Below are 13,468 nucleotides of genomic sequence, written 5' to 3'. Positions count from 1 at the left end.
TGTATTGAATTTCAATATTTATAATAGTATCATACTTGCAGGGGTTATCCAAGGGTTAATCTTTGGTGCTGTTGTTTTGTTTTCTAAAAAGTATAAACATAGAAGCGTGTATTTTTTAGTTAGTATAATAGTGGTCTATTCATTGAATAACCTTCAATATTATTTTGTTGATATTGGTGTAATCGATTATGATGAGTTTTTTAAAACCTATTACTTTCCTTGGGCAGAATTGGTTCTGCCACTATTGTATTATTATGTATTAAGTTTTTTATTTCCAGAGAAAAAAGGTACCGATACATCAAAATGGTTGTTATCGATTTTCGCACTCCATTTCTTAGTGAGTACAGTTTATAAAGTTTTGGTTAGGCTGAATTTTAAATCAGAATTTCTAGAACAATTAATGGATGGCTTAAGATACTATTCTGCGTATTATGCAGAATTAATTACAGGGTTATTAGGTGTTTTTGTAATAGTCGTTTTGTTTTTTAAGATTAAAGACTACCAGAAAAAGCACAAAGAATTTCAACAGCAGTATGTCAAGTTGGAATTAAACTGGTTACAGTTTACTTTAATAGCTTTTTTGGTCTTGATTATGCTAAATGTAACTTTGGTTATCGCAGATATGCAGTTCATCGATGCCATTTCCTACTATCCCGTTTGGATTCTTCTAACATTGATTATTTACTGGTTAGGTCACATAGGTATTTACAAATATGGCATTGTTGAAGAACGAAAACAGATTAGAACTAAGAAAAAAATTAAAATATCTTCAGTAGTACAGACAAAAACAAAACACATCATTATTGAACGCCTAAAACAATTTCTGGAGAATGAAAAACGGTTTTTAGATCCGTCTTTATCTTTAGAAAAAACTGCCGAATCCTTAGAGCTAAGTCAAGGGCATTTGTCAAAAACAATAAATACAGAATTAGGAATGGGTTTTAAGGATTATCTCAATGCATTGCGTGTTGAAGAAGCAAAAGCGTATTTACTGGACCAAGAATTTTCAAACTACACCTTAGTTGCTATTGGTTTAGAAGCTGGTTTTAACTCTAAATCGGCTTTTAATTCTTCCTTCAAAAAAATTACTGGAGAAACGCCTTCACAATTCAAACAGAAACATAACAATTAGTCTTATTTTTTCATAATCACATAAAATAGCACGTCGCTATTTGGTTTCATAGTTAGTTTTACTTCGTTATTAATCAATTAATTATGAAGTTGTGAAACGAATTTTACTTTCAAGTGTTCTACTATTATTTTCAATTATTTTAAATGCCCAAGGTTGGGGACAAACACAAAAAATTGTTCCTGATGATCGGTTCCAATCACAGCAATTTGGGTCAGATGTTGATATAGATGGTAATTTTGCGGTAGTGGGAATGTTGCCTAGTGCAAACGAAACCAATGTTTATATATTTGAAAACGATGGCTCTGGAAATTGGATTCAAGTACAAAAATTAGAAAGTCCAGATTATAACCAGTTTGATCATTTTGGGTATTCAGTAGCAATCAGTGGCGATTATATATTTGTTGGAGCTTGGGGTGAAGATCGAGATGCAACAAACTCAAATTTCCTTGATGCTGCAGGAGCGGTTTATGTTTTCCAAAAACAACCGTCAGGATTATTTGGCTTTGTACAAAAAATTGTAGCCTCAGATCGTGAGGCGTTAAACGCCTTTGGTTACACAGTCGCTGTTGATGGAGATTATGCCTTAGTAAGTCCAGTAAGACATGATTATGATGCATCAGGAAATAATTTTTTAGATGATGCAGGAGCTGCTTATGTTTTTGAGCTTGACAGTGGTGGCACATGGAACGAGGTGCAAAAGATTGTGGCTTCAGATAGAGCTGCTTTTGATTATTTTGGACAGTTAGCAATTTCAGTAAATGGAAACTATATCGCAATAGGCTCTTATGGAGAAGATGAGGATGAAAACGGGATGAATGTAATCCCTAGTGCTGGATCTGCTTACATATTTGAACGTGGTACAAATGGAATATGGAGTGAAACACAAAAAATTGTTGCCTCTGATAGATCACAAGGGGTGTTTTTTGGGTGGTCAATAGGAGTGAATGGAAATCACGTGGTTGTTGGATCTAATCAAGACAACGAATTTAGAGGTGCTGCTTATACCTTTGAAAGAAACGCTAATGGTATCTGGAATCAAACTCAAAAACTTATTGCGTCAAATGCTTTCCCAGGCGATCGTTTTGGACAAGATGTAGATATTGATGGTAACCGAATTGTTGTGGGATCCCATTTAAAAGATATTGGAAGTCAGGGAGACGATGGTGCAGCTTATATTTTTGAAAACAAAGCTGGTGTTTGGACAGAAACTGCATTTATTTACGATGCCTTTAATAAAACAAGCGAGTATTTTGGCTTTTCCGTAGCGATAAGTGGAGATTTTGCCATAGTTGGAGCTTATCGAGATGAAGAGGATGAAAATGAAGAAAATAATTTAGCCTTCGCTGGTGCTACATTTATGTTTGATGTGAATGAACCCAATACGTTAAGTGTTGCTGAAACCTTTAATGTTTCAGATTTTAAAGTCTTCCCAAATCCCACTCACGATATGCTTTATATAGATTTCAAAATGGAATTTGAGATGGTAGATCTCAAGGTGACTAATGTGTTAGGCCAAGAATATACAGCACAAACATACAACTCAACCTCACGGATAAGTCTTGATTTTAACAGCTTTAAAAACGGACTTTATATCGTAACGATTAAAACCAATAGTGGTTCTGCGCAAAGCTTTAAAGTACTTAAAAACTAAAACGATGAATATATTTTTAATCATCTTGGTTTCATTTTTAAACGCCTTTATTATGAATTCACAAACACCACAGCAAACAATTAATTTAGAAGAATTAGGTGTGACTTTCGTTATTCCTTCTGGCTGGACACCCGAGATTCAAGACGAGTATATGTTTTTGAAACACGATAGCATATCAGGACTAATAGTCATTTTTGAGAATAAAACAAAATCAACTAATAAGTTGTTAATTCTTGCAAATAAAGGAATTGAAGATGAAGGTGTAGCACTTACCAGTCTTAATGATTTTAAAATAACTTCAGAAAACACAGTAATAGGACATTATCAAGGTGTTTTTATGGATTATGTAGTCAAAGCGTATGCCATTGGTAAAATAAATGGTCTAGGAAGTGGTGTTACTATTTTGGCGATTGCAGAACCAAAAGATTTTAATGACATCTTAAAAGATGAAGCCGAAAAATTAAATTCATCAATCGTTTTTAAAGAAGTAAAGCTGTCTGCGAAAACACAATTTTGGACAAATCGTTTGGTAGGTAAAAGTTTAAGGTATTTCAATACGAAAACAGATTTTGATTATAACGGCAATACATCTACAGGCATTTCAGACAAAGAAATCATAAACCTATTTAATGACGGTTCTTTCTATTATTATATAAACAACCAATCTATAGTGCAATCAGAAACACTAAGGAACGAAAATCGGTCATCAGGTGATTTTAGAATTATTACCTATGACGAGATCTCTTATCTACAACTCTTTTTTAATGGCAATACGTTAGAATTTAAATTAACACTTAACAGTGAAAAAAACACACTTTTAAATGGAAGAAGATATTTGGTGGTTGATAGAGATGACTAGTGCAATTTATAAAGTAATAAACCTTAAATTTGCAACTTAATTTAATTTGCAAATGTCCAATACAATCTACATAGGTTACTATTTTAAAGTAAAACCAATTCAACCAGCAGTCGAAATACTAATTGCAGAACTTGGTTATGCAGGTTTTGAAAGTTTTGTAGAAACCGAGGAAGGTGCTACAGCTTACATTCAAAAGGAAGAATGGAATGAAAATATTCTTGATGATATTCAAATATTAAACTCCGATGAGTTTGAAATTACTTTCACTTTTGAAGAAATAGAACAAACCAATTGGAATGAAGAGTGGGAGAAGAACTTTAACCCTATTGTAGTAGACAACGTTTGTGCAGTTCGTGCACCTTTTCATGACAAGTTCGATACTCAATACGATATAATTATCGAACCTAAAATGAGTTTTGGTACAGGGCATCATGAAACTACGCATATGATGATTCAGCATATCTTGAAGAATGATTTTAAAGATAAATCGGTTTTGGATATGGGATGTGGAACCGGTGTTTTAGCAATTTTAGCAGAAATGAAAGGTGCCAAACCAATTGAAGCTATCGACTATGATAATTGGTGTTACCTAAACAGTTTGGAAAATGTTGAGCGTAATAATTGTAAAAATATTACAGTAATTGAAGGCGATGCGTCAGTTTTAAAAAATAAATACGACATAATAATAGCCAATATAAATCGTAATATTTTAATGCAAGATATGGAGACTTATGTGTCTTGTTTAAATAAAAATGGTTTGCTGTTTCTAAGCGGATTTTACGCAGATGACATCCCAATGATTCAAAAAGAATGTGAAAAACATCTGTTAAAATTTGAAGAAAAACTAGAAAGAAACAATTGGGTATCGTTAAAATTTATAAATTAGTGGTGTAATTAATCCCCAAAGATTATTAAATTATGAGCACAAAGGAAAAAGCATCAGAAGAATTATTACTTGAAGAAGCCGTATTAACTCAAAATGAGATCGTACTGTTTAATGATGATGTAAACACTTTTGATCATGTTATTGAAACCCTTATTTACGCCTGCGAGCATACTCCAGAACAAGCAGAACAATGCGCTATACTTGTGCATTATAAAGGGAAGTGCACGGTTAAAACGGGGGCTTTAAAAGATTTAAAACCACGTTGCTCTATGCTTTTAGAAGCAGGTTTAAGTGCAGAGATCGTATAAAAAAGGCTGCCTCAAATTTAATTGGTTATTGAGAGTTAGTCAGTACAAAATTAGTTAGCAACCTTTAATATACTTGTATTCTTCCAATAGCACAACTCACTAAAGACTTCGCTTTTGTAGTAAAATTATTTTTATTGCCAACCACAGGATATCCTATTTCATTTAATGTGTTTTGCACTTTCTCAATAGTACTTTCCTCGTTGTAGTTAAATGATACCGTTTTACTATCAGTATTTACTTGTACATCACTAACATCTTCTATGCTAGATATTTTTTTTGTAATGGTGTTTGCACAACCGCCACATTTTAAATTTTGTATTTCTAAGCTTGTATTCATAATGTTATCGCATTTATAGTTTATAATGTGCTAGGGCAAACATAATTTGTTACAGGTAAATCGCTATTTTTTATAGCGCCAAAACCACCAGCAATATCAATTAAATTATCAAATCCACGAGCTTTAAGAATGGAAGCTGCTATAATAGAACGATAACCGCCAGCACAATGTACGTAATACGTTTTATCTTTATCTATAGCACTCATGTTATCATTAATATAATCTAAAGCAAAATGCTGCACGTGATCGCCTTTTAGGTGTTCAGATTTATATTCGCCATCTTTTCTAACATCTAATACATTACTAGATTTACTGTTGTAGTCCTTAGAAAATTCATCGACAGAAATTGATTTTATAGATTCAACATCTTTTCCTGCTTTTCTCCAAGCTTCAATACCGCCTTCTAAATAGCCTAAAGTATTATCGTAACCAACACGCGATAATCGTGTTACGGTTTCTTCTTCTCGTCCTTTAGGAGTTACAAGTAGTATTGGTTGTTTTAAATCGGTAATTAAAGCGCCAACCCATGGTGCAAACCCGCCATTTATACCAATAAAAATGGAGTTAGGTATATGGGCTTCAATAAATTCTTTTTCTGTTCTAACATCTAAAACTAAAGCACTTTCATGGTTTGCTATGTTTTCAAACTGTTGTGGGTCTAAAGGTGTATCTCCTTTTTTTAATACGGTTTCAAAAGAATCATAACCAGATTTGTTCATCATGGCATTTTTTGCAAAATACTGTGGTGGTGGTGCAATACCATCTAGCACTTCTTTTACAAATTCGGCTTTGGTCATGTTTGCTCTTAAGGCATAATTAGTTTTCTTTTGCTCGCCTAAAACGCCTACTGTTTCTTTGCTTAAATTTTTGCCACAAGCAGAACCCGCTCCATGTGCAGGGTAAACAATAACATCGTCTGGAAGTGTCATTATTTTTTCTCTTAGCGAATCGTATAACATAGTAGCTAAGTCTTCCTTTGTTAAATCGGACTTAATCGCTAAATCGGGTCTACCAACATCACCTAAAAACAAGGTGTCTCCCGAAAAAATAGCGTGTTCTTTTCCGTTTTCATCAAACAGTAAAAATGTAGAAGACTCTAAGGTGTGGCCTGGTGTGTGTAGCACTTTAATAACAACATCGCCCAATTTAAACTCTTCGTTATCTTTTGCAGAATGAATATCGTAGCTAGTTTCTGCTCCTGGACCATAAATAATTTTAGCTCCTGTTTTTTTAGATAAATCAACGTGCCCGGAAACAAAATCGGCATGAAAATGCGTTTCGAAAATATACTTGATTTTAGCATTTTCTTTATTTGCTTTATCAACATATTGTTGGGTTTCGCGTAAAGGGTCGATAATAGCTACTTCACCATTAGATTCTATGTAATAAGCCCCTTGAGCTAAACATCCTGTATATATTTGTTCTATTTGCATTCTTATATTTTTTTATCATTCCCTGTAAGGAAGGAATCTATTTAATTACTTATTCTACTTTACTAAAGTACAAAACCTTAGCATTTTGGTTTGTAACATTTATTACGGATCATCCTATTTTAACTCTTTATAAATTATGTAAACAGCCATTATTAAAACAAAATACCCAAAACTCGTTTTAAGCTTTTTTCCACTTATAAATTTAGAGAGAAATACGCCAATAATAATGCCTACTATTGAAATTAGTGTAAACACCAGTAAGAAGGTCCATTCTATATCTATAGTTTGCACATCGCCAATAAAACCTATTAGGGAATTAATAGTTACTATAATTAAAGATGTACCAACAGCTTTTTTCATTGGTATTTTAGCCCAAAGCACCAATGCTGGGACATATAAAAAGCCACCACCAGCACCAATTACACCTGTAACAACACCAATAGTTAAACCTTGGATAAAGGTTTTGTAATAAGGTTGTTTTACCGAAAGCACCTCCTGTGGTTTATCTTTTTTAATCATGGAATAGGATGCAATAATCATAATGATTGCAAAAAATATCATGAGGCCCATACCTTTAGTTAAACTGAAGTCTCCAACAGTAAAAAGAGTTTCTGGTATATTAGGAACTAAATAACGACGAGTTAAATACACCGCAAAAAATGATGGGAATGAAAAGGCTAATCCTGTTTTAAAATCTACTAGGCCTTTTTTATGTTTTTGGAAAGTACCAACCATAGATGATGTCCCAACAACAAATAGGGAATAGGCTGTTGCAATTACAGGATTGTATCCTAAAAGGTAAACCAAAAGCGGCACGGTAAGTATAGAGCCACCACCACCAATTAGTCCTAAAACTAAACCAACAATTAGCGCGCCTATATAGCCTAATATTTCGGTTGTTCCCATTGTTTAGTGTGGTAATTTTTTTTGTAACAGTCCGTAAATAAATGTGCCTAACACCGCCGATGCAATTACAATAATCATGCTCCAAACACCAGTGCCTAAAAGGATATACATAGGGCCCGGGCAAGCGCCTATTAAAGCCCAACCTAAGCCAAAAACAGTGCCGCCAATAATGTATCTTGCTAATCCGTTGTCTTTTTTAGGGACATAAATATCTGCGCCTTTTATACTTTTTATATGGCCTTTTTTAGCTATTTGTAAAAATAGAATACCCGATGCTATGGCTGTACCTATTATGCCATACATATGAAAGGATTGAAACCTGAACATCTCGTAAATGCGGTACCATGAAACGGCTTCTGATTTTACCAATACAATACCAAAAAATATGCCGACTAATAGAAATTTTATTGCTTTCATAATTTTAAAAGATTAAGGGTAAAATAAAATTAGTCATAATTAAACCGCCAATAAAAAAGCCTATTACGGCAATTAGAGATGGTTTTTGTAAACTACTTAAACCTGTAATGGCATGACCGGAAGTGCATCCGCCAGCGTATCGTGTACCAAAACCAACTAAAATGCCTCCAACTATTAAAAGTATTAAGGTTTTAGGCGATGATAAGGCCTCTAAGCTAAACATTTCGTTAGGCAATAATGTGGCTCCTGGATTTTGAAAGCCCATGTTTTTAAGCTCTGCTACGGTGTTGGGGTTTAAATTTGTACCACTTGTATTGGATAGAAATTTTACTGCTATAAAACCTCCAATAATGGCACCGAGTACTACGGTTAAATTCCATAATTGGTCTTTCCAATTGAATTTAAAATAGTCTGAAAACTTATCTGCTCCTGCTATTGAGCACATTGTGCGTAAGTTGGACGACATACCAAATGTTTTGCCAAAGTAGAGTAGAAATGCCATAACTAGGGCTATTAGTGGGCCTGAAACATACCACGGCCAAGGGTTTAATATAAATTGCATACCTGATTATTTAATGCGAATTTACATTGAAGTTTGCCTTTTTATGTAATAAAGGTTACTTAACGATGGTTAACTTGTTGGTTCTTAGGGGGATGTTTTTTTAAGAGTAGTGTTTTATTGGGGCTTGCACTACAGATAGCAGATGGTTGCGCTAGGGATTGCAATGGAAAGCCCACAGCCCGACGTAGGAGGTGCGAGGACTTGTAGTGTAAAGCCCGACCCTTGGGTAGCGCCCAAATAGTTTAAATAACGACTATTTTATTTCGGCCTAATCTTATTTTGTTTTCGTTTTCTAGTTTTTTTAGTAGTCTTGAAATTACAACGCGCGAGGTGTTTAAATCTTCGGCAATTTCTTGGTGTTTTATGGAGATGGTTTTAGTCTCATCTACCATGGCTAGGTTTTTTAGGTACTTGTACAAACGCTCGTCCATTTTTAAGAAGGCAAGACTGTCTATGGCCTCTAGCATTTCGTCGAAACGGATTTGGTAGCTTTGTAGAATGAAATTTCGCCAGCTTTCGTTGTTATGAAACCACTTTTGCATGTTTTGTACCGGAATGAGAATAAGTGTGGAATCTTTTTCGGCTACGGCTCTAATTTTACTTTTTGTGGTGCCTAAACAACAGGTTAAGGACATGGTGCAGGTATCGCCAGCCTCTAAAAAGTATATGAGTAGCTCGTTGCCCTCGTTATCTTCTCTAATAATTTTAATATCGCCGGTTAATAGTAAAGGAATGTAATTCAAGGTTTGATTAATATCAATTATGATATCATCTTTTTTGAAGTTTTTTAATATTCCTTTTTCGGAAATCTCTTTAATTAAGTCGTTATCTAGGGTATGAGCAAATTTTTGCTCTAGTAAATTGTTAGCCATACCCAAAAATAATAATTTTAACTTGGATAATTAGGGTTTTAATGATGCTTACTTTTTTTAAATTAAAAATGTGGGTATGGTTTAACATGAAGAACAATTGTTGTCTCCCTTTTTTACACCTAGCTTAACTAATATAGTTTCCAATAAACACCATTTTGTAAAGGCAGACTGAATTAAGTTAACCCCTATAAATACCGTAAACCACATAAAGTTTGGACTTACGTAAACGGATAGCACAACGCTTAATAATACCATGGTGCCCACAATAACTCTAAAATATGTATTTAACATTTTAATTAATTTTTAAGTTTATATAAATCTTTCGATAGGAACAACAACAGCTTTTATAGGGTTGTTGGTTTCTAAATTTGTATTAAATTCTGTAATAGCTTGAAATAATAAATCGATATGTTGATTATCTGTAAATGAAAAAAACATGCTAGATTCATTACCACCTTTTTCGGTAGGAAACCAATTGGAGGTCATTAATAATGATGATCCGTTTTTATGACCATCGATATCAGAACTGCTATAGTTTTCAATATTTGCTTTTTTAAAGAGCTTAGAAACTTCTTTCTGAAATTGCTCTACGGCTGTAACTATTACTAATTTCATTTTTATATTATTTAGTTGTTAGTTCGAGTGATTCCGAATACTTTCGGAATTGTATCGAGAAGGTTTTAAAAGACTTCTCGGTACGATTTTCTAGCGAAAATCACTCGAAGTGACAAAATTTTATTTATAATTCTTTTTCTCTATCATATAATAAACCAGTGGAACAACAAGCAATGTTAATACGGTTGATACAATAGTGCCGCCCATTAATGATATGGCTAAACCTTGAAAAATAGGGTCGAACAGAATAACAAAGGCTCCAATAACAACGGTTCCTGCTGTTAATAAAATAGGAGTTGTACGCACTGCTCCAGCTTCGATAGCTGCTTGTTTTAGCGGCACACCTTCGGCTGTTCTAAGGTTTATAAAATCGATAAGTAATACCGAATTTCTAACCATAATTCCTGCTAAAGCAATCATACCAATAAATGAAGTTGCAGTAAAAAATGCGCCCATAAGCCAGTGTCCTAAAATGATTCCTATAAGCGATAAAGGAATAGCAACCATCATGACAATAGGTGCTTTAAAGTTCTGGAACCATCCTACAATTAAAATATAAATTAAAATTATAGCGCCTAAAAAGGCAATGCCTAAGTCTCTAAAAACCTCTAAAGTAATTTGCCATTCGCCATCCCATTTAACGGTGTAATTATCCTCGAATTCGGGCTGCCCTAAATACATTTCGTTTAATTGGTAACCTTTTGGTAATTGAATCTCTTTTAACTTTTTTTCCATGCCAAGAATAGCATAGGCAGGACTTTCTAAATCGCCAGCCATATCTGCCATAACATAAACCACACGTTTTTGGTTTTTATGGTAAATACTTTTTGCAGCAATAGTTTGAGAGATATTTACCAAGTCTGAAATGGGTACCATATTACCCTGTTTCGATTTTACTTTTAATTGTGAAATATCGTTAATTGTAGATTTCTCTTTTTCATCTAAAGCCAATACTAAACCAATTTGGTTAACAGCATCCTCGTCGTAAAGCGTTGTAATTGCTCGGTTAGATAAGGCCATATTCATGGTGTAAGCAATTTGCTGAGGTGCAACACCGTATAACATGGCTTTCTCTTTATTTATATCAAATTGATACTCGATTTGGTCGTCTTCAACCATCCAATCAATATCAACCACATCGGCTGTGTTTTTTAATATATCTTGAACGCTGTTTGCTACTTTTATTTGCTCTTTATAATCTGGTCCGTAAATTTCTGCAACAATGGTAGATAGTACTGGTGGTCCTGGTGGCACCTCAACCAACTTTACATTGGCATGATATTTTGCTGCAATTTTTTGTATATCTGGACGCATTAATTTGGCGATATCATGACTTTGTGCAGAGCGGTCTTCTTTGGCCAATAAATTAACTTGAATATCGGCCATATTAGATCCGCCACGTAAATCGTAATGACGCACTAAACCATTAAACGTTATAGGCGCAGAGGTACCAACATAGTTTTGGTAATTAACAACCTCTGGTCTGTTAGCCAAGTATTGAGCGATTTCTTGGGCTACAACACCTGTGCGCTCCAAAGTTGTGCCTTCTGGCATATCTATAACCACTTGAAATTCATTCTTGTTATCAAAAGGCAACATTTTTACAGCAACCGAGTTGGTAAAAAATAAGGCCATTGTACCCAATAAAACGGCAAAGGTTCCTAATAAAAATAACCATCGTTTGCTCTTGCTTTCTAGAAGAGGTCTTTCAAACCTGTTATAAATTCTATAAATAAGCGTGTCTTCAACAGCTTTTTCAGGTTTTTCTTCTACACCCTTTTTATCTTTCTCTTTTAAGAAAATATACCCCAAATAAGGTGTAATGGTTAAGGCTACAAATAAGGATAAAATCATAGCAATAGAAGCTCCAATTGGCATTGGTGCCATATATGGGCCCATTAAACCAGATACGAAAGCCATAGGTAACACAGAGGCTATAACTGTAAATGTTGCTAAAATGGTAGGGTTTCCAACCTCATTTATCGCGTATAATGCCGCTTGTTTAAAAGGTAAGCGTTTCATTTTAAAATGCCTATGCATGTTTTCGGCAATAATAATAGAGTCATCTACCACAATTCCCGTTACAAATACCAAAGCAAATAAGGTAATTCGGTTTAGCGTGTAATCCATCATATAGTAACTCAATAAGGTTAAAGCAAACGTAATTGGCACCGATAAAAACACAACCAATCCACCTCGCCAACCCATAGCCAACATGACCACAATGGTTACCGCAAAGATAGAGCCAATAAGGTGTAGTAATAATTCTGATACTTTATGAGACGCCGTTTCGCCGTAGTTTCGTGTAATTTCAACATGCACATCATCAGGAATTAATGTACTGCGTAAATGCGCTACCTTATCTATAATTACCTCTGCAATTTTCATGGCATCGGCACCTTTTCGCTTAGCAACCGAAATAGTTACTGCAGGATATTCCGATTTGTATTCTGCCGATTTTTCAGCACCTTTTCCAAACCCTAAACTCACATAATTTTGTGGTACTTCTGGTCCATCTATAATGCTAGCAATTTGCTTTAAGTAAATAGGCTGATTTTGTTGCACGCCAACCACTAAGTTTTCAACATCGGTTACAGAGGCTAAAAATTTGCCTGTATTCACCAAAAATTCGGTGTCGTCTTTATTAAAACTCCCAGCACTTAGTTGGCTGTTGTTAGCTTTTATCATTTCAGAAACCGACAAGAAATCCAATCCACTTGCCGCTAATTTATCTTTATCTAAAACCACGCGTAACTGGCGGTCTCTACCACCAATTTTATGCGTAATAGCCACATCATTTACCTTTTTAATTTCGGCTTCCAGTTCTTGAGCCATTTGGTTTAATTGGAAATCGTCATAATTCTCGCTCCACAAGGTTAAACCTAACATAGGCACATCGTCAATAGCACGAGTTTTTACCAACGGAAATGTTACACCAGCAGGCATTTGGTCCATGTGTTTGTTAATCTCGTTGTACATTTTTACAAACGAGCGTTCAATATCTTCACCCACATAAAACTGCACGATAACCATGCCTTGCTCTTTCATGGACGTAGAGTACACATATTCCACACCTTTAATATTCGATATTAATTGCTCTAAGGGCTTAATAACACGCGATTCTACTTCGGTAGGACTTGCTCCAGGATAGCCCACAAAAATGTCGGCCATGGGCACATCAATTTGCGGTTCTTCTTCGCGCGGAATTAAAAACGAACTGTACACACCAACCACCATAAAAACAATCATTAACAATACTGTTAACTTCGATTGCATAAAGATTTTGGCAATTTTACCTGCGATTCCTTCTTTCATAATTATTACTTTTTTTCGTTCCCACGAAGGTGGAAAACTTATGTTTTTTGGGCGTTTTAACAGGCTCTCCGTTACAATCTTTTTTTGCCATATATGGCAGCAAAAAAAGGATTTCTACTACTATCCTTAACGCGCTTAAACTTTTGTTATTTAATATTCTTTATAAATACCTACT

14 protein-coding genes are annotated in these 13,468 nt (G+C 34.6%); 5 read left to right on the top strand and 9 right to left on the bottom strand.

What is annotated here, in order from left to right; genetic code table 11:
- Positions 1 to 4: 4 nt before the first annotated feature.
- From AAFN75_RS02000 to AAFN75_RS01980, 5 genes are all read left to right on the top strand, one after another.
- A complete protein-coding gene (locus AAFN75_RS02000) occupies positions 5 to 1,132 on the top strand; it encodes a helix-turn-helix domain-containing protein (RefSeq protein WP_411808010.1) in 1,128 nt (375 codons plus the stop codon).
- A gap of 91 nt (positions 1,133 to 1,223) precedes the next feature.
- Entirely contained in the window at positions 1,224 to 2,783 is a 1,560-nt protein-coding gene (locus tag AAFN75_RS01995; RefSeq protein WP_411808009.1) for a T9SS type A sorting domain-containing protein, read from the top strand.
- Positions 2,784 to 2,835: 52 nt separating this feature from the next.
- Complete coding sequence (locus AAFN75_RS01990; protein WP_411808008.1) at positions 2,836 to 3,642, top strand: hypothetical protein; 807 nt, start codon at positions 2,836 to 2,838, stop codon at positions 3,640 to 3,642.
- 52 nt (positions 3,643 to 3,694) lie between these two features.
- The gene (prmA, locus tag AAFN75_RS01985) at positions 3,695 to 4,528 is read left to right on the top strand and encodes a 50S ribosomal protein L11 methyltransferase (protein ID WP_411808007.1); all 834 of its coding nucleotides are present in this window, start codon (positions 3,695 to 3,697) and stop codon (positions 4,526 to 4,528) included.
- Between the two features lie 32 nt (positions 4,529 to 4,560).
- Positions 4,561 to 4,836, top strand: a complete 276-nt coding sequence (locus tag AAFN75_RS01980; RefSeq protein ID WP_411808006.1) for an ATP-dependent Clp protease adaptor ClpS — start codon at positions 4,561 to 4,563, stop codon at positions 4,834 to 4,836.
- Positions 4,837 to 4,900: 64 nt separating this feature from the next.
- Here AAFN75_RS01980 and AAFN75_RS01975 read toward each other — a convergent pair whose 3' ends face one another.
- The 9 genes from AAFN75_RS01975 to AAFN75_RS01935 form a co-directional block, all read right to left on the bottom strand.
- Positions 4,901 to 5,173 (bottom strand): heavy-metal-associated domain-containing protein, encoded by a 273-nt coding sequence (locus AAFN75_RS01975; protein ID WP_411808005.1) that lies wholly within the window; start codon positions 5,171 to 5,173, stop codon positions 4,901 to 4,903.
- A 20-nt stretch (positions 5,174 to 5,193) separates the two neighbouring features.
- Positions 5,194 to 6,606, bottom strand: a complete 1,413-nt coding sequence (locus AAFN75_RS01970; protein WP_411808004.1) for an MBL fold metallo-hydrolase — start codon at positions 6,604 to 6,606, stop codon at positions 5,194 to 5,196.
- 114 nt (positions 6,607 to 6,720) lie between these two features.
- The gene (locus AAFN75_RS01965; protein ID WP_411808003.1) at positions 6,721 to 7,512 is read right to left on the bottom strand and encodes a sulfite exporter TauE/SafE family protein; all 792 of its coding nucleotides are present in this window, start codon (positions 7,510 to 7,512) and stop codon (positions 6,721 to 6,723) included.
- Between the two features lie 3 nt (positions 7,513 to 7,515).
- A complete protein-coding gene (locus AAFN75_RS01960; protein ID WP_411808002.1) occupies positions 7,516 to 7,929 on the bottom strand; it encodes a DUF6691 family protein in 414 nt (137 codons plus the stop codon).
- Between the two features lie 4 nt (positions 7,930 to 7,933).
- Positions 7,934 to 8,491: a YeeE/YedE family protein gene (locus tag AAFN75_RS01955; RefSeq protein ID WP_144116541.1), complete on the bottom strand. Its 558-nt coding sequence runs from the start codon at positions 8,489 to 8,491 to the stop codon at positions 7,934 to 7,936.
- A gap of 242 nt (positions 8,492 to 8,733) precedes the next feature.
- Positions 8,734 to 9,363: a Crp/Fnr family transcriptional regulator gene (locus tag AAFN75_RS01950; RefSeq protein WP_144116540.1), complete on the bottom strand. Its 630-nt coding sequence runs from the start codon at positions 9,361 to 9,363 to the stop codon at positions 8,734 to 8,736.
- A gap of 81 nt (positions 9,364 to 9,444) precedes the next feature.
- A complete protein-coding gene (locus tag AAFN75_RS01945) occupies positions 9,445 to 9,654 on the bottom strand; it encodes a DUF2892 domain-containing protein (RefSeq protein WP_144116539.1) in 210 nt (69 codons plus the stop codon).
- 18 nt (positions 9,655 to 9,672) lie between these two features.
- Positions 9,673 to 9,978 (bottom strand): hypothetical protein, encoded by a 306-nt coding sequence (locus AAFN75_RS01940; protein WP_411808001.1) that lies wholly within the window; start codon positions 9,976 to 9,978, stop codon positions 9,673 to 9,675.
- Between the two features lie 120 nt (positions 9,979 to 10,098).
- Complete coding sequence (locus AAFN75_RS01935; RefSeq protein WP_411808000.1) at positions 10,099 to 13,293, bottom strand: efflux RND transporter permease subunit; 3,195 nt, start codon at positions 13,291 to 13,293, stop codon at positions 10,099 to 10,101.
- Between the last annotated feature and the right edge of the window lie 175 nt (positions 13,294 to 13,468).

The sequence above is a fragment of the Algibacter sp. AS12 genome (assembly GCF_046736315.1).
GTDB lineage: Bacteria > Bacteroidota > Bacteroidia > Flavobacteriales > Flavobacteriaceae > Algibacter_B > Algibacter_B amylolyticus.
This window is presented reverse-complemented; position numbering and strand designations above follow the sequence as displayed.

Excerpts from the sequence above, each read along its gene's own strand:
- AAFN75_RS01990 (WP_411808008.1), top strand. The coding sequence starts at position 2,836 with ATGAATTCACAAACACCACAGCAAACAATTAATTTAGAAGAATTAGGT.
- prmA (WP_411808007.1), top strand. The coding sequence starts at position 3,695 with ATGTCCAATACAATCTACATAGGTTACTATTTTAAAGTAAAACCAATT.
- AAFN75_RS01980 (WP_411808006.1), top strand. The coding sequence starts at position 4,561 with ATGAGCACAAAGGAAAAAGCATCAGAAGAATTATTACTTGAAGAAGCC.
- AAFN75_RS01975 (WP_411808005.1), bottom strand. The coding sequence starts at position 5,173 with ATGAATACAAGCTTAGAAATACAAAATTTAAAATGTGGCGGTTGTGCA.
- AAFN75_RS01970 (WP_411808004.1), bottom strand. The coding sequence starts at position 6,606 with ATGCAAATAGAACAAATATATACAGGATGTTTAGCTCAAGGGGCTTAT.
- AAFN75_RS01965 (WP_411808003.1), bottom strand. The coding sequence starts at position 7,512 with ATGGGAACAACCGAAATATTAGGCTATATAGGCGCGCTAATTGTTGGT.
- AAFN75_RS01960 (WP_411808002.1), bottom strand. The coding sequence starts at position 7,929 with ATGAAAGCAATAAAATTTCTATTAGTCGGCATATTTTTTGGTATTGTA.
- AAFN75_RS01955 (WP_144116541.1), bottom strand. The coding sequence starts at position 8,491 with ATGCAATTTATATTAAACCCTTGGCCGTGGTATGTTTCAGGCCCACTA.
- AAFN75_RS01950 (WP_144116540.1), bottom strand. The coding sequence starts at position 9,363 with ATGGCTAACAATTTACTAGAGCAAAAATTTGCTCATACCCTAGATAAC.
- AAFN75_RS01945 (WP_144116539.1), bottom strand. The coding sequence starts at position 9,654 with ATGTTAAATACATATTTTAGAGTTATTGTGGGCACCATGGTATTATTA.
- AAFN75_RS01940 (WP_411808001.1), bottom strand. The coding sequence starts at position 9,978 with ATGAAATTAGTAATAGTTACAGCCGTAGAGCAATTTCAGAAAGAAGTT.
- AAFN75_RS01935 (WP_411808000.1), bottom strand. The coding sequence starts at position 13,293 with ATGAAAGAAGGAATCGCAGGTAAAATTGCCAAAATCTTTATGCAATCG.